A 19,535-nucleotide genomic window follows, 5' to 3' on the forward strand; every position below is an offset into this window, starting at 1 on the left:
ATTTTAAATATTCACAAAATATTTTTAAGTAAAGGCTTTTTAGAACAAAAAAAGAAGTCCTTTCAGACTTCTTTTATCGTCTTTATTCTTCCTGCTCGTCCTTCAGTTTTTCCATTCGCTCTGCCCACTCGTTAATCTCTGCATCAATGCGGTCTGCTTCTTCTTCCACATCCGACAATTTTTCTTCTTTCTTGTCCTGTATCAACTCTCGTTTGAGATCATCCTGAGCATCTATCAGTTCTGTTGCTTCCTGGGCAGTTTCTTCTGATATGATTTCTTCATTTTTCATTACAGTAACCGCTCTTTTCAAGCGTGCTTTTTCCCGATCCAGCGCAAACCCTAAACTCATGGCCGTATCATTAATCTCAAGCTTCTGAAACGGCAAAGCAAAGCCGGTCCTTGGAGAAGATAAGGTTTTATTTAGAATTTCCATGTCACTCGGAACCCAGGTTTTTCGCATACTATTTTGAAGCTCTTCGGCAGTATCTGCGCCTAAATATTCTCCTGAGCCAGCCTCTGCTACTTTCTTCAGCTGTTCTTCTGACTCCGCATCTACAGAAAATCCAATAATGTTAACCGTGCGATCTTCTCTGTCCTTCACCAAAGCTGCCGCCTCTGCTATCGGATCTCCGCCGCAGGTCTCCATCCCATCGCTGACAACAAACACAGTCAATTTTCCTTCATACTGACTGCTATCTTCCCTGGCAGTCTTTATTGCTTCAGCTAAAGGAGTCCACCCTTTTGCTTCAATATTACTTACCGACTTATAAAATGCCTCTTCATTATATGTTCCCATTGGAACCGTTTCATCAATAACAGAACAGGAAAGCTCACGATCTTCATCTTCCTGTGTTCCTTCATGTCCGTACACATAAAGCGACACCTCACTCGCAGCACCAATGGTCTTGCCAAAATCAAGTACAGCATCTTTTGCCACCCGCATTTTCTGTTCTCCACCTGCTTCTAAAAGCATACTGGAACTGGCATCCAATAAAATCATGGCGTGAGCAGGCGGTTCTTCTCCTTCCTGGGAAGCTTTCATTTCTTCTGGCTCAGGTAAAAGCGGAGCTGAAAAACTTGGCTCTAATGCTTCCAATTTTTCAGCCAGTGTTCCTACCGCCCCATTACCGAGATAATAGTGAAGTTCCGCAAGCAGGCGCTCTGCACTCTCCCACTCTTGCTTTTCGTTCATTTGGGCTATAAATTCCTCTTCAATTCCATCTAGAGGGTTGGCCGAGGCAAAAACATTTGTTTCCTTTTCATATGTAAAATCGCTGGTCAGTTTTCCGCTTGAAACGGCTGTTAAATCCTCGAACGTTTCAGCAAGAGGAACCGTTTCACTCCTGTTTGCATCCTGGTTGTCAGCTACTGTCTTCCCATCTTCTTTCTCCGGTACGTCTTCCATTACTTCTTCTGTCGGCTCGCTTGTTTCTTCTTGTACTTGCGCTGTGTTCTCACTTTCTTCACTTGTGCAAGCCGAAAGCAGTGCTGCAGCAAATAAAAGGTACATCCATTTTTTCATTACTTCCGCCTCCAATCTTTTCTATATACGGTAAATGATCCATATTTGTTTCAACTTTTCATTAAAACATCTGAATAGTCTATTATTTTTGACTAATATAGTTTGAAATGCGATAAATGAGAGAGTACGTTCTAATTGAACTTGAATGAAAGAGGTGCTGTACATGACTGCTAAAAAACCGAAAGAAATCAGTGCAGACGGATCCTTTAAACGTCAAACGAACCGCTTTACTACTCCTTTTGGATCAAATGAAGGCGACCTGCCTGTTGAAAGCGGACGATACCGTCTTCTATGGTCCCCTGCCTGTCCATGGGCGCACCGTGCCGTCATCGTTCGAAAGGTGCTGGGGCTCGATGACGCCATCAGCTTAGGCACTGCAAGTCCGATGCGACCGGCAATCGGCCGTGTGGATTGGGAATTTTCATTAGATGAACACCACCGTGATCCTATTCTTGATATTCAATATGTCAGCGAGGTGTATTCCAACGCTGATCCGGACTATGAAGGACGGCCAACCGTACCCGTGATGGTGGATATGGAGAGCAAAAAAGCGGTTAACAATGATTTCACTGACAATAACAAACATGAAAAAACCGTCTAAACCCTTTAGTATCAAGGTTTGAGACGGTTTTTTCTATTTTTCATTTTTAGTGTTAAAGTGAGTCTTCGCGATCAGCTGGGACAAAATTCAATTGAGACAACCGTTCTTTATACCAACCTTTCGCAAGACGAGCAAAGAGAAATGGTAAATAAAATGGATACAGATCGTTCTCCTCATACGAATGAAGAAGGATGAACAAGAATGGATGTACCCTTTCGTTCGTAGCCAGGTTACATCCATCTATCATACGTTTCTTTCCGTGCCTGGTTAAACAACCGACTATATAGTTGAGTCGTTGCGGGCCGCTGATGCCCGAGCAACTCTTGAATGCATTCGAGCGGCATCCCTTTTTGGGCGAGGTGTGTGGCAAACGTATGCCGCAACATATGCGGAATCACACGAAAACCTAATTGTGTTGAATACGCTTGGAAGTTGGCATTTATTTTTTGACGGCGTAAACGGTTGGACGCCGCTTGATTGATGAACACATAAGGCAACGCATCTGTCCGGCTCTTTAAATACGCCGTCAGATAGTGAAGGCTTTCCAGGCTGATCAATACGATTCGGCCTTTGTTTCCTTTACCTTCCGGGATATGAATGCTTCGTTCCGTTTCATTAATATCTTCTTTATTCATCGCGACAAGCTCACTTACCCGAACCCCCGTCGCTACAAACACTTCGATGATTGCACGTTCCAACAAACTATGTTGGACACATGCACGGAGCTGCGCAAGTTCAGGTTTCGTCAAGTAGGTGGGAACTTTATCGGGGATTTTCGGGTACGGAATATGCTCTACGGGATCCTTGGTAATCAAACCTTCTTCCATACAATACTTATAAAAAGTTTTTACCCCTATTAACTTAGTGTACACAGTCAACGGTTTGTACCCTTTTTCCTCTAACAGCATCAACCAGTTTCGAACGTCCTTTCGGGTGATGTCTTCAAAGGGTTTCTCCATCTGTTCGAGTAGTTGGCGGATGTTAAATTCGTAACCTCGGATCGTTTTGGGTACCAATTTCAGCTGATAATCGATTTTAAATTGTTCAATATAGTCTATCGACATTATTCTCCCCTCTTTCTTATCCCATATACCTTCTATATAAATGAATCAATTTCCATTTAGGAATACGCGCATAAATTTTCGTCGTCTGTAAGTTCGCATGACCAAGTTCATCTGCGATAAAATCAAGTTCTGCACCTTTGGTTAATAATTCTGTCGCAAATGTGTGGCGAAAGCGATGGGGGTATAGTGAATCCTTAATTCCAGAAGATTTTCCAAGTCGGTTAATGATTTTTCGCATCCGGGAAATGCCAAGCCTTGTTCCTATTCTCGAAACTACTAATGCAGGATGTTCTTCTCCCTCCATCGCTTCCATCTCCCAATACCGTTCCAATAAGAGCGCACACGTTTCGGAAAAATGCACCTCTCGAATCTTTCCTCCTTTCCCCTTCACACACGCTGTTCGATTGTCTAACTCCACATCCCTTTTATCCAGTAGATGGAGTTCACGTATGCGGCAGCCTGATGATAGTAGGAATTCGACGATCAACCGATTGCGAAGTGTTTCCTTTTCTGCACTTTGACGTACTTTTGCCAGTTCTTCTTTTTCAAGATACCTCGGCAAAGGGCTTGGTTCCCTCATATACCACCTGGTCTTGATAGGAATCCTCTCCATGTAGCCTTCATCCACGCAAAACGTGAAAAAAGAAGCTAGTATCGATAACCGACCGTTCACCGTTGAGGCTTGGACTATTTTTTGTTGTTGAATGACCCACTGCAAGATTTCATCAAAAGAAACGGTTGAAAAATCTTCTGTTCTCTGGAGAAAATAAGTTTCTAACGTGCGTCTATACAGTTGAATTGTCAGCTCACTCATATTCGCAATCTTCATCGCTAATAAGTACTCATTCACAACTTCTTTATTTGTCATGTTGCAAAAAGCTTTATGCGTCTCCCAGTACTTTTCTGACGGTTTATTCTCCTTCCAGAAATAAAGGATGGGCGATTGAGCCATGTAATTTTTACGAACACAAAAGAAATAAAACGAACGTAAAATTGCTCTATAGTTAGTGGGCGTTCGAGTGCTCCAATCTTGATTTTGCATGGATAACCAGTCGTCAATTTGTCTACGATCCACTTGAGAAAAATGAACAGGGTTATGACCAAAAAACCGTTTTAGAATGATCCCATATTCAACAATTGTTTTTTTCATTCGCTTCTTGTTTTTAAGATAGAGTAAAAACTCATTGATTACGGCCTTATTCTCTGCAACATAAAATCGTCCTTTTACTTCCCAGTAGAGATCGGTGGCTTCGGCAAACTTCCTTTTGGTACGGAGTGGTGTGTCCTCCAAAATTTCTTTATCCCAACAATATCCATAGAAGGTCCGGAGTGTACTCCAAACACTTTTCATCATCGTCTCGTTGTACTGTTGCTGAAGATCAGTCATCCTCTTCTCGATTTCTTCCAGCGTGAGCTTACTTATCGATTTGTCCATCTCTTTGAAGAATCTTTGTAAACAAGTCCTCATATGGACAATCGTATACTCGGTTCTTCCTATCGTTTTCAGATGAAGCAAGAACTGATTCGCGACCCGTTGATTGTCTGGATTTGGAAAAATGATCTTCAATTCCCAATAACATTCTGGGGTCGATACGACCTGTAGATTCGTGTTGAGTGGAAAGTAGTCTAGATGCTGTTCTTGAACACAAAAGTTATAGAAGGCGCGGATTGTTTTAAGATAATCTTTCACAGTTCGCTCTTTTTTGTCCTTTCTGTGTTCTGTAAGCCACGCCTCGATATCTTCTTCAGTCAAAGAATGATACGAAACTGGATGGTCTAAGAAAAAGGATTGTAAAGTAGCCCGGTAGCGCGTCAGAGTTTGTGGACTTTTAGTTATCTCTTTTAAACTCCTTAAAAATAAATTGAGGATGTTGTGAGTGTCTTGCGACAGCCCTTCACAATTCACCTCCCAATATTCTGCCATCTCTGTACCTCCTCATTCTTACTGTTGATACTGATCATACTGTTTCTTTCGTTCGTGATTTCTTAATCGTATATAAATTCTGGTGCTATTGATATTGGAATGGCCTAGCAGTTCTTGAATATATGAAAAATCCATTCCTTTATCTGCTAAGTTTGCAGCGAACGTATGTCGTAACGTATGCGGACTCACTTTAAATCCAAGTGTTTCGGAGTACTCCCGAAATTTCAGTTGGACTAATTTGTCACTTATCGGTTTTCCTTTAGCATTTGAAAACAGATACTCACTGCCATACGATCGTGTATCTAAGTACCGTTTCAAACGTTCTGCACACGAATGACTAAAGAGCACAAACCGTGCCTTATTTCCTTTTCCTTTTCGGATCCAAATCTGTCGAGTATCCCATTTGATATCTTCAAGTCGAACCTGCAGCAATTCATTTATTCGCACACCTGTTGCATAAAGTATTTCGATGATGGCGCGATCCCTCGGATCGTTCATTGAGTATTCCTGTAGCATGGCAAGCTGTCTTTTTGTTAAATAACGGGGAAGGGAATCTACTTTTTTCGGAGTATTAACTTTCTTGGTTGGATTCTTAGTGATTTTGTTTTCCTCTATACAATAGCGATAGAAGGATTTTAACGCACTTAATTTTAGTCGAATGCTGCGTGGTTGAAGTCCCTCCTGGTTCATAGTTTCTAACCAGTTTCGAATATCTCTTGCATGGACTTCATCATAGTTTTTTGGGCAAACCGCAAAGAATTGAGATAATGCTATGTTATATGCTCGGATGGTCTCCGGACTGAATTGATTAAAATTATCTAAAAAAAATTCTTGTATAACTTTTTGATTCACATTTCTCACCCCATGATATTTTGATAGGTTAACTTCATTACTTCTGTTGGGATTTGTGCATATATACGGGTAGTATTCAAATCAGCATGTCCCATTACGTCCGCAATGAACTGTAAATCTGCACCTCTTGCCAACATATTTGTCGCAAAAGTATGTCGACACATGTGAGGATGAAAAGACTGGACTAATTCTGCTTGTACACCAACTTTTTTTAATACTAAATGAATACCAGACACCTGCAGTCCATTACCAAACCTGTTCATGAATAAGGGGTCTGTAGGCTTTGCTGAACGCCTTTCTAAATAGTTGCTCAACACAAGGTCGCATTCCTCCGAAAAATAGATGCGTCTGATTTTTTGGCCCTTCCCGGTTACATCTACATACTGCCTATCAAAATCGATATCCTGAACACGTAAATTCACTACTTCTGATACGCGACATCCCGTTGAAAACAGAAACAGTAGAAGCGCACGATTGCGGACGGACAAGTGTTCGGAAGTTACCTTCACACGCGCATATTCAAACTCATCCAGGTATTTCGGTAACGCTTTTGGTATTTTGGGTCTCCAGCGTTTTTTCATCACTGCCTTTCCCATATACTCTTCATCTAGACAAAAGGAAAAAAAGGTTGAAAGAGCTGATATGTAAAGATCAATGGTTCTCGGTTTCTTATCAAGCGAGAAAATATCTAACCAGCCCCGCACATCTTCACTAGTTAAATCTTCTATCGGTATCAGGCATTCTCGCAAAAATTGCTCCATTATTCTTCGGTATTTCGTGATGGTTGCAGCTGCTTTATTTTCCACCTTTAGACTTAACAGATACTCATTTAAAATTTGTTTACTTTCTTTAGAAACTTTCTCATGAGTACTGATCCAATATTGATTTGATGCTGCCAATGAAGTCACTCCTTTCTTTGTATATTTGTAGTTCCATTGTTTACAAAAATCATAGTTTCAATACATTTCTTACTAAATTGCTTCAGTTAAGATAGGATCACAAGCACCTAAAAAAACTATATTTTACCAAAAATAATAAGAACCCTAAATTCATTTTAGGGTTCAGGAGGATATTAGTATGAAACTGTTTCAACTCAAGAGCAAAGCTCACGGAAACGAAAGATTAGACGAATTCTTGGAATAATACGTCACAACCGCGCCACGAAAATGATATATAAGGATTGCTAGTTGGTAAGAAAAGCGACCTTGAAATTTGTTCAGGAGATTAAACAAGACATCATCCTGCAAACCCTGCTGACACAATGCAAAGAGGAAAAGGAACGCGAGCAAGATGAATAGGCAGAGATGATAAAGTTTTTGAAGGAATGGCAAGAGGAACTCCTGAGCAAATTCGTATTGATCCTTTCATTTTTAACTTACTCTTCCATGTCACCCATACCGCAGAAGGACCTTTCCCTTCTAAATTCTATTTGACCGCCTGTACTTTAAACGCCGGTGTGTATTGGATAGAGCGATCAGATACGGAAACTGTATTTGGGTTTGCCTCCAAGAGTCGTCGCTGGTGTTCGTTATAAAAAATCCTACTCATATAAACCTATCCCGTTCAACTAGACGTATTCAGTAAACCGAGAGCTGAAAATAGAAAGAACCCCAAAATGTTGGCGCTTTTTAAAGTGTCTACCATTTGGGGGTCAGTTCACTTGCAAAAATTAGGGATTAGAGTTGGGGCATGCCATTCAGCCTCTTGCTGAGGAATTATAATTTATGAAAAGAATATAAACATAATTTCTTATAATAAAAGGACCGACTCTGAGAGTCGGTCCTTTTTTCTATAGCATGTATTCCTGTCAGATCCAATAGTTCCCTCAAGTTTACTGGTCAAAAAGGAGTTTGTTAAGCGATATCAGTTGGTGTTTTTGAAAGACTTAATCCTTCACTTACCATTTTCAATAGATGATTCTTATTATCTGGATGACATGCAATTAAGTAAGGCTCTTTGTTCATACCGGTAAATTCATTACCTTGAAAATCAATGACAATGCCTCCTGCCTCTTTGACCATGAGTATACCAGAATATAAGTCATCACCTGCTGAGTTATAAAGTATAATTCCATCGATATCTCCTTTAGCCAGCATGCACCATTGTAAAGTTGGTGCCCAAAGTCTCATCATCCTCTTACAATTTAAATCAATGTGTTGTCTTAGTTCAACCGCTTTTTCTTCGTTCTGTACAACATGCCCCTGTATCCATCCAATATTAAATCGTTTAGTATTTTCCCTTTTTTTAATATTTAATAAATTATCATTGCAAAAGGTGCCTTCATTTAAACTAGATACAAATAAACGATTTACCATCGGTTCATATATCACTCCAAGAACAGGCTCATTCTTATACATTAATGTAATAGAAGAGGAGAAAACCGGGAATCCAATTGCGAAATTATTAGTCCCATCTAAAGGGTCGATTAGCCACAGCCAGTCACTTTCCTTTCCATTATCACCTGCTTCTTCACTGTGAATTTTGTGGTCAGGAAATACACGACTTATTTCTTTTAAGATTATATCCTCGGATAAAAGATCCACCTCAGTAACCATATCCCCATAGTCGCCTTTCTCTTCAAACCTAATGATATGGTCAAATCGATTCTTTGCTACTTTTCCTGCTTCAATAATCACATTACTTGCTAATACCTTCGCTTGTCTTAGTATTTCTTCCATGCTGCACCCCTTGTTTAATTTAGTATCCTTAGTGAACTCAATTATTTCACTTCTAACCGTAATTCTTCTTTAGCGTGATCATCTTCTCGGTAAAAACTCTTTTTAGTAGGCTTTAGTACTGAAATTGAAAAAATAATAGATAACAGTAACATGACCAGGGCCAAAGTGACGATGGTAAATCGTAAAGAAACAATGTCCGCTATTACCCCAATACCTAAAATAAAACCTACTTGGACAGCACTTTGGATTAACTGGTAAATGCTTGTAACTCTTCCCATTATATCAACAGGAACATTGTTTTGGTAGAAGGTCAGGAATCCTGCATTTAGAAGTACATTAAAGAACCCTAACACGACAAAACCAACTACTATGGACGTAAATGACCAGGAAAATGCATAGATTACATAACCAAATGTCATCATAATTAATCCAATCGTCATCATATAACGAAGTGAAAATGCATTTGAAAAAACTGACAGTATTATGGCCCCTGTAATAGAACCAATTCCAGTTATACTAATTAGTAAACTATAATCAAATTCAGATAGGCCTACTACTCGTTGAGTAAAGACGACTTCTTGAGCATCCATAGCAAAGGAAAAGATCATAATCATAATAAAACCCAGATAAATAAAAGAGACATATTTATTGTTTGCCATGAATTTCTGAACAATCGTAAAGTCGCGTATCACTTGTGCGATGGTCAATGCCGGAATCGTTTCTTTATCAATATTTTCTTTTTCAGGTAGTAAAAAAAGTAAAAAGGCTGAATACAGAAAAAACATAGCATTTAGCCACAAGGTTGTTTCAACAGAGGTTAACAAGATTAGCGATCCTCCGATTGCTGGTCCGATAATAAATGCCCCTGAACTAGCAAACGATTGAATAGAATTAAAGCGCTTTCTTTTTTCTTTAGGGACTAGAATAGCAACATACGTCATTGAAGATGGTGTAAAAAATGCTTTTGCTACACTTAGAGCAACTAAGATTCCATAGATAACGCCCATGTTTGGTGCGAAAGGGATTAAGCAGATAAAAATAGCTCTGACTATGTATGTTATAATCATTACTTTTCTCTTACTACGATAATCAATGAAACTTCCAGTCCAGAACTTTGTTACAATATTTGTTAATGGCCCAATAATCCAAAGTCCTGCAACAGCTGCAGCTGATCCTGTAAGTTGGTATACCATTATATTAATCGCAACAAGATAAATGAAATCCCCAACACTAGAAAATCCAATGGATAACAATAGAATCGCTGGATTTTTCCTATCTCTCCACATATTTTTCATTAATATTCCCCTGCTTCCTTTCTTAGCTACCCATACGCCGACGCACTTTTTCACTTGCAATAAATGCATGTTTGAAACAAATGCTAGCTCGCTTATAAGCATGGAGTTCTTCATAAAATGCTGCCCATAATGGGGCATAGTACAAAGTTAATGAATAATGCTCTTGTTCAGAGAAATAAGGGAACACTAGCTCCTCTATGTTATTTAACTTATTTAGCGTGTAGTCTCGCTCACTTGCATAGTTCAACAATTCTCTTTGATATTGATGATGAAGGACTTCAAATCGTTTTCTGGGATAGTTGGTGAATAGCTTAAGCAACGTTTCTTCATCACCTTGTTGATAAGCAGCCCTCATCCAATTGATTACAACATGTAAATCTTCCTCAGAGCTATTTGCCTGTTCGTAATATGACATCGCTTCCTTGAATAAACCCTGACATTCATAGCAATAGGCAAGGTTATTGTAGAGAGAACTCCATTGCCTTGGGGTTTGTATAGCTGAAACATTTCTCAACAATTCTAAACCTGCTTCAAATTCCAACAATGCCTCTTGAAATCTATGTAAATCATTCAAAATGACTCCTTTCATAGAATAAAGCTTCAACTGAAATAAAGGTTTGTATTGATGCGAGAACGTATCAGCTGAACGATTGATGTAATATAGAGCTTGCTGGAATGAATAATAGCGATGGTGGGCAAAAGCTAAATGATAAAGATAATTCGCTTGTTCAAAACGATTGGCCGTATTCATATAATTGCTGACGTGCTGTTGTTCTTCTCTAAAGATAATCTCTTCAAACTCCAGAAATAATAAATGAACATTCGTCGTAATCGCTATATACATTTGGGTCACCCTATCTTGATGCCAAGTGATGAAAGGTTCTATTTTCATCAGTAACTTTCTAGCTTCAATTAGCTCATCGATGGATGACAAATAGCGACTGTAGACTAAACCAGCTAGTAAATCGATTTCCTGATGTAAAACCTCCGATTGATAGGAATTTAACGCTGCTAATTCGCTTTGTGTAAGAGTTTCATTCGATAATAGTTTTGCGTACATTATTTCCAGGAGCGAATGTTTCAACTCTAAATTAGCTACCTCATTCTCAAAGTCAATTCCTAGTCGTGCCAACAGCATTTCGTATACAGTTTGCTCTGCAACCACGACACCATTTTCAATACGGCTCAAATAAGAAGGTGTGCAAATGCCTAAAGCTACATCATCCTGTCTTAAACTTTGTTGCTGACGATGATATTTGATCAACCGCCCCCAGCTCTTTCCTTCTCTATCTGTCATTGTCGTCACCTCTCCATTCATTTTAACAAATTCTCTTTATTATATATTGTGTATATCGTGAGGATCACTATCGATTATCTACAGATTTTCACTGTGCTTACACAACTAGAAAAAGCCATTATATTGATCGCTATTTTGAATCGATCTTAACTATGCGGTGAATGAAACAAACCGAGTCAGGGTCATTTCATCACACCGTAACATGTTTGAAAGCTTTAAATACGAGGATCGGGAACTCTTTTTTAAGAGATTCTTCAGGGATTCCCGTATCTTCAGACGTTGCTGCGATGATTTCCAAAAAGACTTCTTTTTCTTTGTGTAAATGCATCCCATAGCCCACTTTCGTCTAATGCTAGCTTGGTTTTTTGCGGATAGTTTTGGATACAGTCTTGGATTTCCTGCGGATTCATTTCACATGTGGCCATATAATCAACAATTCGTTGTTTGACTAATTCCAGCAGTTTTTATAGGCAAAAGGAGGAGGGGCACGGTACTCTCTAGACAAATTACATAAGGAGTTGACCTGTATGAAGGTATCATTTTTACATGATGCACACCAGAAACGTTTCGAGGAATTACGTTTTGAAGTGAGAGATGAAAAAATCCGTTCGGACCCCAAGTGCCTGGCCCTCCTTTATCTTATAGCCGGGGACAGCCATTTCTTTATAAAAGCTTCGCCCTACTTTAATACAACATACGGTGTTTTTGATTCAGAAGCGATGTTTGAAATCGAAGAATTCGGCAGTAGCAGTCTAAAAACCCTAGAAAAAACAGCTGTGAATCTGTTTAGCTTTAACGATTACGTTACCCCGGCAGAGCTCGTAGATAACTTAGAAAACGAGCACTTTCAGTTAGTTTTGAATGCTATTCTCCTTCAACGTGATGGACTTAATCGAGGTTATGAAGCCCCTGAAGAAAAAATGTACTCGTAAACGCATTTGTTAAACCTAAAGACCAGTTTATTTAGTAAGTGCAAATAGCCGCCTCTATAAGGAGGCAGCTATACTCTGTGTTAAACTAAAGCAATTTACTCTTCCACTATCCTGCTTCGTTAGCGAAAGAAACAGCTACTCTTGTTGAGCAATCGCTCCCGTTAGGTCATGAAGAACAGAGGTTTAACGCATCTTCTAAGATTAATTTCGCAAGCTCATGGTCATTAATTACAAATGGTACTTCAGAGGGCTCAACCCAAATTCGAGCAGACGATTCATGTTCTCGGAGAAAAGGTAAACAATCGATAACATCCATTCTAAAAAAAGCTTGATAAGCAATCAAAGGATACTTTCCTCTTGAATCAAAGGACGGATTTTCTTTGTGGCTCACTTCAATTGAACCTATATATTTGATTGTTCCTTTCACATAACCCTCTTCATATGTTTCTCGTAGTATTGCTTCTTCTATTTTCTCACCAGTCTCCACGTGTCCTCCCGGATAATTAAACCCTCGATGACTTATATTAGCTAATAGTATATTCCCATCTTTAATACATACTGCATGAACACTGGTCACCTTTAAAGATTCAGTTAATTTCAATTGCGGCATCCAAGTAAGTTTCACATTATTTCCACCCCAATCAACAAAAATAGTTTGCATTAAATATCTCAACTCCTTGTCTTATGTATTAACTTAGTTATTCATTGAATTACTTTATATAAACTTTCGTCACCATTTTAAAAATATCTATTTGTTAAACTAACCTGCGCCGTTAGCGAAAGAAGCAGTTACTCTTGTTGAGCTAACTCTCCCTTGGTTTAATAAATAGTTGTTAGATATATTATCCAATAACCGGTAGCTGTTTTTTCGATAATAAATCATCGATAAGCATTTGATGTTCCGTGAATATATTTTCTGGTAAATCATCAATTGAATAAAATTTGTTCTGCAAGGACTCCTCATTGCTCTCAATTAATTCTCCACTATAATTTTTACAGATAAATGATATAAGGACGGGTGATACCTGGTCCCCATTAGAAAAAGTCTTGTCATATTGAGGGCCTGAGTAAATCCCAAATAGCTTAAGTTCTTTTAAGATAAGACCTGTCTCTTCATATACTTCTCTTTTAGCAGTATCTTGAACACTCTCTCCAAAATCCATAAATCCACCTGGTAAACCCCATTGTTTGTTGTCAGAACGTTTTTGCATTAGCAATCGATTTTCTCTATCAAAAACCATTGCACCTGAAACCACCATAATCACCTTTTCATTTTCTACCATTGACCTTATATGTTTGATGTACTCCATTAAAACACTCCTTTATAGTAAACAATCAAGCTGTTGCTTCTAAAATATTGCTCGTTCGTTTCTATGTATTAAGTGAGAGAACAATATGAGTTTTAGTGTCCTTTTTTTAGTGCCCGATTGGAATGAATGGTCCATTGTTCACGCCATCGCACTAATAATGCTCGATCGTTCCAATCACGGTTTTTAACGGTAAATCCCTGTTTTGAAATTTCTCGAGTAGTCATCAAGATGTGTGCATGGGGATTTTTTGGATCCTCCCGGTGAATCGCAATATCAGCGATCATTCCGTTGTAAACAAATTGTGTATGTACATAGTCTTTAATTAAATCCGTCTGCTGCTCTGCAGACAGTTCTGTGGGAAGCGATACCTTTATTTCTCTTGCAATTTGGGAGTTTTTGCGTGTTTCGGATTTCTCAGCTTCGTTCCATAAACGGTTGCGATCGTGTACCCATTCAGGAGCATGAGAAGGAGAAATTATCATGGTTTCCGGTTGTAAGTATCGTTTGTAAAACGTCGTTTGGCCGGTACGTTCATCTAGCAGACGTTCTCCTGAACGATACGCAGCAGAAGCGACAGAGGATTGACCATTGCTTCGTGAAAGCACTTGGGCAGAAAATTCATAAATAGTCATGGTTTCATCTTTCCTCTCCAAGAAGTTCTTACACATTACGCTTTAAACGAGTGTAAAGCTTCGATAATTCAGATTTGATTAATTGAATAGAACTTCTCAATTACCTTCAGTACCTGTAACTTTAACAAAAAAGACAAATAAAAAATTCAACCTACCGACCTAAATGAGGTACTTTTTTTGAAGGAGAGTGTCTGATACTAATCAGAAGCTAGCTTCCACTCTTCTTTTATAATCTGATTGGACAAGTGTAAGTTTAAAGTAAACCTTAATCATAAGTACCTTCTAGATCAACATTATTCAATAAATTAAAAAATTAGATTGATCAAAATAATTTGTTAAGTAGAATCATTTTGATTACTTCCAGTAATCCTTGATCAATTAACAGCTCCTGTTAATTTAATTGCATCTTTTCACTAACCTCTTATATCGAATAACATTAAAGTTCAAGATTTATCTAAAATACCTTATTTCGATAAATTCTAACTGACAGGAACCATGAACCAACATATAAAATCATACCAAGTGAAACAAGCAGCAAATATATTTGATAATCTTGTATAGTTAATAATGTATGAACTAATTCCCTAATTCGATCGTTCAAGTTATGAATAAATAGACCAATAACTACAAGATAAGTAACAAAAATCCCTAAGGAAGCAATTAATAAATATTGGCTTTTAAATCTATACAAAAATGGCAACATGAATGAAGTAAATCCTATTACAAGAAGAAAAGTAATAAATAATTCTTCCCACGGTGTTATTATTCCATGCATCACTAGGTTCATGATTAAAATTGCAAAAAAGATAATGAAGATGTAAATAACTGACCCAATATATTTTGAGCTAACGATTTCTTTTCTCGTATAAGGCAAAGAATTTAATAAAATATTGATTGAAGGCTTTTCATCAATTGCAAAAGCAGCCTGTATAAGTATGATGCTTGCAAGAAACCCCATTAAAATAGAAGAGTTATCTAATAATAGATAGCCAATTAGTATTGGCAAAAGAATCAGGAATATGTATTTAAGCAATAGAATATCTTTTTGAATTAAATTAAACATATTGTTCCTCCCCTTTCTTTGTATAGAACATTATATCTTCAAGGCTAGGCTTCTCAATAAGCGCCATATTCCCCAACATGTTTTCTGTTCGCTTTTTATTAGCCGTTAACGCTTCAAATCCATGATTTGATTTTCGTATCGAAATAAACTCACGTTCTATGTCTCTATCTAACAAATCAATTTCACCTTTAACAATGGCATACTCTTCTTCTATTTGACTAAATTCCTTTGTAAAAATATGTTTTCCGTTGTGTAGAAAAGTAATGTAATCTGCGATGCGTTCTAAATCTGTTGTAATATGCGTTGAAAAGAAAATTGTTTTTTCCTCATCTTGCATCACATGATGTAAAAGATCTAACAATTCCCTCCGAAAACTCGGATCTAATCCTGATGTTGGTTCATCCATTATAATCAGTTCTGCATGATGAGATATAGCAACAGTTAACGACGCTTTCATCATCATCCCTTTAGAAAAAGTTTTAATTTTTTTATTAAGTGGCAGTTCGAATTTTTCGATATATTGTTCAAAAAGATTGTCGTCCCAATTTGTATAAGCTGGCTTAATAATCTTTTTCATTTCTTTTAACGATAATTCTTCATAAAAAACATTATCATCCATCACAAAACCAATCCGCTGTTTGATCGCTTTTTCATGTTCCTTATAATTCAAACCAAATAGTGATACCGATCCACTGTCAGGTTGTAATAAATTCATCATCATTTTAATCGTTGTTGATTTACCTGCTCCGTTACCTCCGATGAACCCAGTTACGAATCCTTTTTTTACTGTTAAGGAAAAGTCTTTCAACTGAAAGCCTTTAAAGGACTTTTGTACATTAGTTAATTCAATTACGTTTTCCATTATGTTTCCTCCCTATATAGAAGCGTGAGCAATTCTTTTAGTTCTGTCAGGCTAATACCGATTTCTTTACTATTTTGAATAGAAGTTAACAATTGCTCTTCTATAACTTTTCTTTTTCTTTCCTTTATCATTTCATTATTTTGTTCAGAGACAAAAGAGCCTTTTCCTACGACGGAATAAATAAATCCATTCTTCTCCAGTTCTTCATATGCCCGCTTAGTTGTAATGACACTAACATCCAGACTCTTGGCTAATTGGCGCATGGAGGGTAAGGATTCGCCTGCACTTTGTTCGTTTACTAAAATGTGTTTTTTTATTTGATCATAAATTTGCTTATAAATTGGCTCTTTCGATTGATTCGATATTATGATTTGCATGGCATTACCTCTTTTCAATAAACAATTTATATATACTTTATATACAATATATACATAGTTGTCTCTGTTTTCAAGACTTTTACAAAAAGAAGCTGACAAGGAATTGGTACATTCCTTATCAGCTTCTTTAATTTTAAAATTTAGTTGAACAATGTCTAAAATATTTTTAGCTAAAAAATAGCCGAATTTCTCTACCAGAAAATTTAGCTTATTAGTTATACCACGAAAGTCTTTTAAACAATTTGTTGACCAGGCTGTTTCCAAAAAACTCACCACATTCTACTGGGAAGCTTACTCTCCAACCATCCCATCACCATCATAATCTCGCATATAGGGATATAACCAATGTTATATTTAGGTTAGAGTACTCTAACGCTTGTTATTAAAAGAACCACACATATTAGTTATATCTAAAATGTGAGGTCGTATTTTGACCTCATCTTCAACTAACGCACCCGTTAGTTGAATTAATATAATCTCCCTACTAAGTTATAAGGATTTACTTCCCAAGTTTCATAAGGGATAAAGTTTTTGGCTTTTATACAATCAATTGTGCGAGACTTCATATGCGGGCGAGTTATGTAATTATCTATATTTTCCTCGGTAAGTTTAATGAATTTAGCCTCTTTTATTTCTTCTGGTTGAATTTTTATTTCTCCGCTAACATATTTCGCCTTAAACACCACAGATAATAGTTGTTGTGTAGCATTGTAATACACTCCTGTTATTCCATTAGGTGAGATAACTATTCCTGTTTCCTCTAATATTTCTCTACATACAGCTTTATCAAGAGGTTCTCCTTCCTCCACCTGTCCTCCTGGAGCTTCCCAGGTATCAGACCTCCAGTGTGTCTTGACTAATAGAGCTTCTCCATTTTCATTAGTAACATAAGCAGAAACTGCAATTATATGTTTTGGTATCGTATGCATAATACATCCCCCCATACTTTGTTAATAACATTTTCTTAATAATCTATGTTCAATCCTTTTTTATCATTTGTTGTTCAACTCTTCTGCTTCGTTAGTGAATGAACAAAAGGAATTCTTAATTATAAGAGTGCTTAACTCTTTTTTTGTATAATAAGCAAGTACGAAAGGAATCAGAGGTATAAGGCCAAGCCATCTCATCCAATCCCCTGCACCAAAACTAAAATATAGAGAGGGTAGTAAAAATGCAAATCCACTAATTAGTAGTGCTAGCATAGATTGCTTGAGCCGCATCTTAATAAATTGATTTGAGTTATCGTTATATATCTTTAAATAATATTCTCTCTTGGCTCTCTATAGTATCTTCATCATTATCTGTTATATATTCAATTTCCTCTTGAACATTGTACATTTTATTCCCCATATTTTTTGAAAGTATATCTAAAACTTCTTCCTCAGATAATTTTTCATGATCAAGTTCATTTCTTAAAAATTCTGCACACACTTCAATAAAAGCACTTGCAATTTTTTCAGTTATTCTTCTATTATAAGCACCAAAAATAAAACCCACCGCAGGTGCTAAAACAATATTTCCTTTGCCAACAGTCTTTCCTATCAGTTTCGTAACAAACGCAGTTACTCTTTTTCCTACTTCTTTCCCCCCTTGTTTGGCTAAAATTTTCGCTGTTGCCTTCCCACCTTCTGATATCACAAATGGAAGAGCAATTGAACGAAGTAGTGGTTGTGCATCTTTTGCAAACTTAAAAAAGTTTTTATTTACTCGAATACCCATTACAGTCATGATTTCTTTAGCTATAAATAAATATACAGCACCTTTGCCGAGTGCATCAGCACCTAAAGGGAAGCCATCTGCAAAATGGGCTAAGTTTTTATATCTATTCAACCGTTCTTGTACTAGCTTTTTTGCTGAATCAATCTTCTCTTCAATCTTTATCTTTTGGGCAGCAGTAAATGCTCTTTTTGTTGCTTCTGGAAGAAGATTCACTGTCTTTACAATTAAATTTTCAAGACCGTGTGCAGGAATCTTCAAATCTCCAAATAACGCTCTTTCCTCTGCTAACACCCGGCAAATTTTTAATTTTGGAAATTCTTTTTGTACTTCGAGTTGGAACTTGTTATCCGAATCAATTGTTTGAGTCAACACTATAACAATATTCATATACCTGGAAAATTCGTTAATCCACTCTATTTCTACATCTTCGATTCTTCTGCTTTAATTAGAAATGCAATACCACATTACGTGCATGTGTTCTTCAGTCTTTGAAGAAGCAGCACGTTTTTCTATTTCCCTAACAATACTTTCACGCGAGACTTCTCTTTCTTTTGGATCCAGTTCTATACCTTTAGTATCAAAAAGATTTACACTTACTTCTGGAATATTGTGTTCTACCAAAGCTTGTGAGACCGGTTTGCCTTCTCCAGATTCAGCTACATGAGAACCAAAAATCGCATTGATGAGTGTGCTTTTTCCTACCCCAGTTTTTCCTGATAGAACTATGTTTGGGCTGCGAAAATTTTCATCAAACTCTTCATTTAATTTTTTTACTTCCTCATCCAACCAGGAATAAAGGTCTTTGAGGACACTATCTCGATTAGTTTCTTCTGTCAATATTTTCACCCTTATCGTTTTTATATAATATAGAATTAATAACATTTTACCACAAATTTCAAATACTAAAGATTTTGTCTGTATGTTAAAATAAATTTTTAATTCCCTTAATAAGTTATAGAGGTAGCTCCCTTTTCTTTAATTAGACTTCTATATAAAGTAGTAGAAGAGATCCCCATCGCTTCTTGTATTTCTTTGACCGTCATGCTCTTTGAGTGATACAGGGCAAGGGCTTGTTTTAATTTCTGCTGATTTAATTTTGGTCTCCTGCCTTTTCTTCCTCTTGCACGCGCGGCCTTAAAGCTGGCACTCGTACGTTCTCTAATAATATCCCTTTCAAATTCAGCCAATACCGATAACATATCGAACATGACTTTACCTGCAGCTGTTCCTGTATCGATATTATCTTAAAGGTCTACAAACTCTACATCTCTCTCGAAGTAATTCTGGGTGAGCATCTTTTACCCCAGATCGAAGTAAATCTAATAAAGAAAAAGCCAACCAGCAACTTTAAATGCCGGATGGCTTTTTTGTTCAATAATAAAGTAGTTTTTTAAAACAAAATAGGTT

Annotated in this window: 21 protein-coding genes; 2 read left to right on the plus strand and 19 right to left on the minus strand. The window is 37.2% G+C overall.

All coding sequences use genetic code 11. From position 1 onward, the window contains the following. Positions 1-82 precede the first annotated feature (82 nt). On the minus strand, positions 83-1,522 hold the full coding sequence (locus P6709_RS18335) for a VWA domain-containing protein (RefSeq protein ID WP_278242377.1): 1,440 nt from the start codon (positions 1,520-1,522) through the stop codon (positions 83-85). A 163-nt stretch (positions 1,523-1,685) separates the two neighbouring features. On the opposite strand from P6709_RS18335, the gene P6709_RS18340 reads away from it, so the two are divergent. Then, positions 1,686-2,123, plus strand: a complete 438-nt coding sequence (locus P6709_RS18340) for a hypothetical protein (RefSeq protein ID WP_336619013.1) — start codon at positions 1,686-1,688, stop codon at positions 2,121-2,123. Between the two features lie 230 nt (positions 2,124-2,353). Here the strand turns inward: P6709_RS18340 and P6709_RS18345 are convergent, their stop codons facing one another. The 8 genes from P6709_RS18345 to P6709_RS18380 all read right to left on the minus strand — a co-directional run bounded on the left by P6709_RS18345 (position 2,354) and on the right by P6709_RS18380 (position 11,561). Continuing rightward, positions 2,354-3,187, minus strand: coding sequence for a tyrosine-type recombinase/integrase (locus tag P6709_RS18345; RefSeq protein ID WP_278242378.1), 834 nt, complete (start codon positions 3,185-3,187; stop codon positions 2,354-2,356). 16 nt (positions 3,188-3,203) lie between these two features. After that, a complete protein-coding gene (locus tag P6709_RS18350) occupies positions 3,204-5,111 on the minus strand; it encodes a tyrosine-type recombinase/integrase (RefSeq protein WP_278242379.1) in 1,908 nt (635 codons plus the stop codon). 18 nt (positions 5,112-5,129) lie between these two features. Continuing rightward, complete coding sequence (gene xerA / locus P6709_RS18355; protein ID WP_278242380.1) at positions 5,130-5,963, minus strand: site-specific tyrosine recombinase/integron integrase; 834 nt, start codon at positions 5,961-5,963, stop codon at positions 5,130-5,132. A gap of 5 nt (positions 5,964-5,968) precedes the next feature. Next, positions 5,969-6,862, minus strand: a complete 894-nt coding sequence (locus tag P6709_RS18360; protein WP_278242381.1) for a tyrosine-type recombinase/integrase — start codon at positions 6,860-6,862, stop codon at positions 5,969-5,971. A gap of 954 nt (positions 6,863-7,816) precedes the next feature. Next, positions 7,817-8,641, minus strand: coding sequence for an inositol monophosphatase family protein (locus tag P6709_RS18365; protein WP_278242382.1), 825 nt, complete (start codon positions 8,639-8,641; stop codon positions 7,817-7,819). Positions 8,642-8,682: 41 nt separating this feature from the next. Beyond that, on the minus strand, positions 8,683-9,936 hold the full coding sequence (locus P6709_RS18370) for an MFS transporter (RefSeq protein ID WP_278242383.1): 1,254 nt from the start codon (positions 9,934-9,936) through the stop codon (positions 8,683-8,685). Positions 9,937-9,958: 22 nt separating this feature from the next. Further along, positions 9,959-11,233: a helix-turn-helix domain-containing protein gene (locus tag P6709_RS18375; protein ID WP_278242384.1), complete on the minus strand. Its 1,275-nt coding sequence runs from the start codon at positions 11,231-11,233 to the stop codon at positions 9,959-9,961. Positions 11,234-11,423: 190 nt separating this feature from the next. Further along, positions 11,424-11,561 (minus strand): hypothetical protein, encoded by a 138-nt coding sequence (locus P6709_RS18380; protein ID WP_278242385.1) that lies wholly within the window; start codon positions 11,559-11,561, stop codon positions 11,424-11,426. A gap of 199 nt (positions 11,562-11,760) precedes the next feature. Here P6709_RS18380 and P6709_RS18385 point away from each other — a divergent pair, with 199 nt between their 5' ends. Then, a complete protein-coding gene (locus tag P6709_RS18385) occupies positions 11,761-12,165 on the plus strand; it encodes a hypothetical protein (RefSeq protein ID WP_278242386.1) in 405 nt (134 codons plus the stop codon). Positions 12,166-12,331: 166 nt separating this feature from the next. Here the strand turns inward: P6709_RS18385 and P6709_RS18390 are convergent, their stop codons facing one another. From P6709_RS18390 to P6709_RS18435, 10 genes are all read right to left on the minus strand, one after another. After that, positions 12,332-12,826: an NUDIX domain-containing protein gene (locus P6709_RS18390; RefSeq protein ID WP_278242387.1), complete on the minus strand. Its 495-nt coding sequence runs from the start codon at positions 12,824-12,826 to the stop codon at positions 12,332-12,334. A gap of 181 nt (positions 12,827-13,007) precedes the next feature. Further along, positions 13,008-13,475, minus strand: a complete 468-nt coding sequence (locus P6709_RS18395; protein ID WP_278242388.1) for an NUDIX hydrolase — start codon at positions 13,473-13,475, stop codon at positions 13,008-13,010. Between the two features lie 92 nt (positions 13,476-13,567). Further along, entirely contained in the window at positions 13,568-14,107 is a 540-nt protein-coding gene (gene mobQ, locus P6709_RS18400) for a MobQ family relaxase (protein ID WP_278242389.1), read from the minus strand. Between the two features lie 454 nt (positions 14,108-14,561). Further along, complete coding sequence (locus P6709_RS18405) at positions 14,562-15,170, minus strand: ABC-2 transporter permease (RefSeq protein WP_278242390.1); 609 nt, start codon at positions 15,168-15,170, stop codon at positions 14,562-14,564. Next, positions 15,163-16,032 (minus strand): ABC transporter ATP-binding protein, encoded by an 870-nt coding sequence (locus P6709_RS18410; protein WP_278242391.1) that lies wholly within the window; start codon positions 16,030-16,032, stop codon positions 15,163-15,165. Before P6709_RS18410 ends, P6709_RS18405 begins: the two co-directional genes overlap by 8 nt. Then, positions 16,032-16,409 (minus strand): GntR family transcriptional regulator, encoded by a 378-nt coding sequence (locus P6709_RS18415; RefSeq protein ID WP_278242410.1) that lies wholly within the window; start codon positions 16,407-16,409, stop codon positions 16,032-16,034. Before P6709_RS18415 ends, P6709_RS18410 begins: the two co-directional genes overlap by 1 nt. Positions 16,410-16,876: 467 nt before the next feature. Further along, on the minus strand, positions 16,877-17,341 hold the full coding sequence (locus P6709_RS18420) for an NUDIX hydrolase (RefSeq protein WP_278242411.1): 465 nt from the start codon (positions 17,339-17,341) through the stop codon (positions 16,877-16,879). A gap of 313 nt (positions 17,342-17,654) precedes the next feature. Beyond that, positions 17,655-18,515 carry a hypothetical protein gene (locus P6709_RS18425; protein ID WP_278242392.1) on the minus strand — a complete coding sequence of 287 codons (861 nt, stop codon included), beginning with the start codon at positions 18,513-18,515 and terminating at the stop codon, positions 17,655-17,657. 54 nt (positions 18,516-18,569) lie between these two features. Then, a complete protein-coding gene (locus P6709_RS18430) occupies positions 18,570-18,965 on the minus strand; it encodes a GTPase (protein WP_278242393.1) in 396 nt (131 codons plus the stop codon). Between the two features lie 107 nt (positions 18,966-19,072). Then, positions 19,073-19,366 (minus strand): recombinase family protein, encoded by a 294-nt coding sequence (locus tag P6709_RS18435; protein WP_278242412.1) that lies wholly within the window; start codon positions 19,364-19,366, stop codon positions 19,073-19,075. Positions 19,367-19,535 lie beyond the last annotated feature (169 nt).

The sequence above is a fragment of the Jeotgalibacillus sp. ET6 genome, from assembly GCF_029667115.1.
Taxonomy (GTDB): Bacteria; Bacillota; Bacilli; order Bacillales; family Jeotgalibacillaceae; genus Jeotgalibacillus.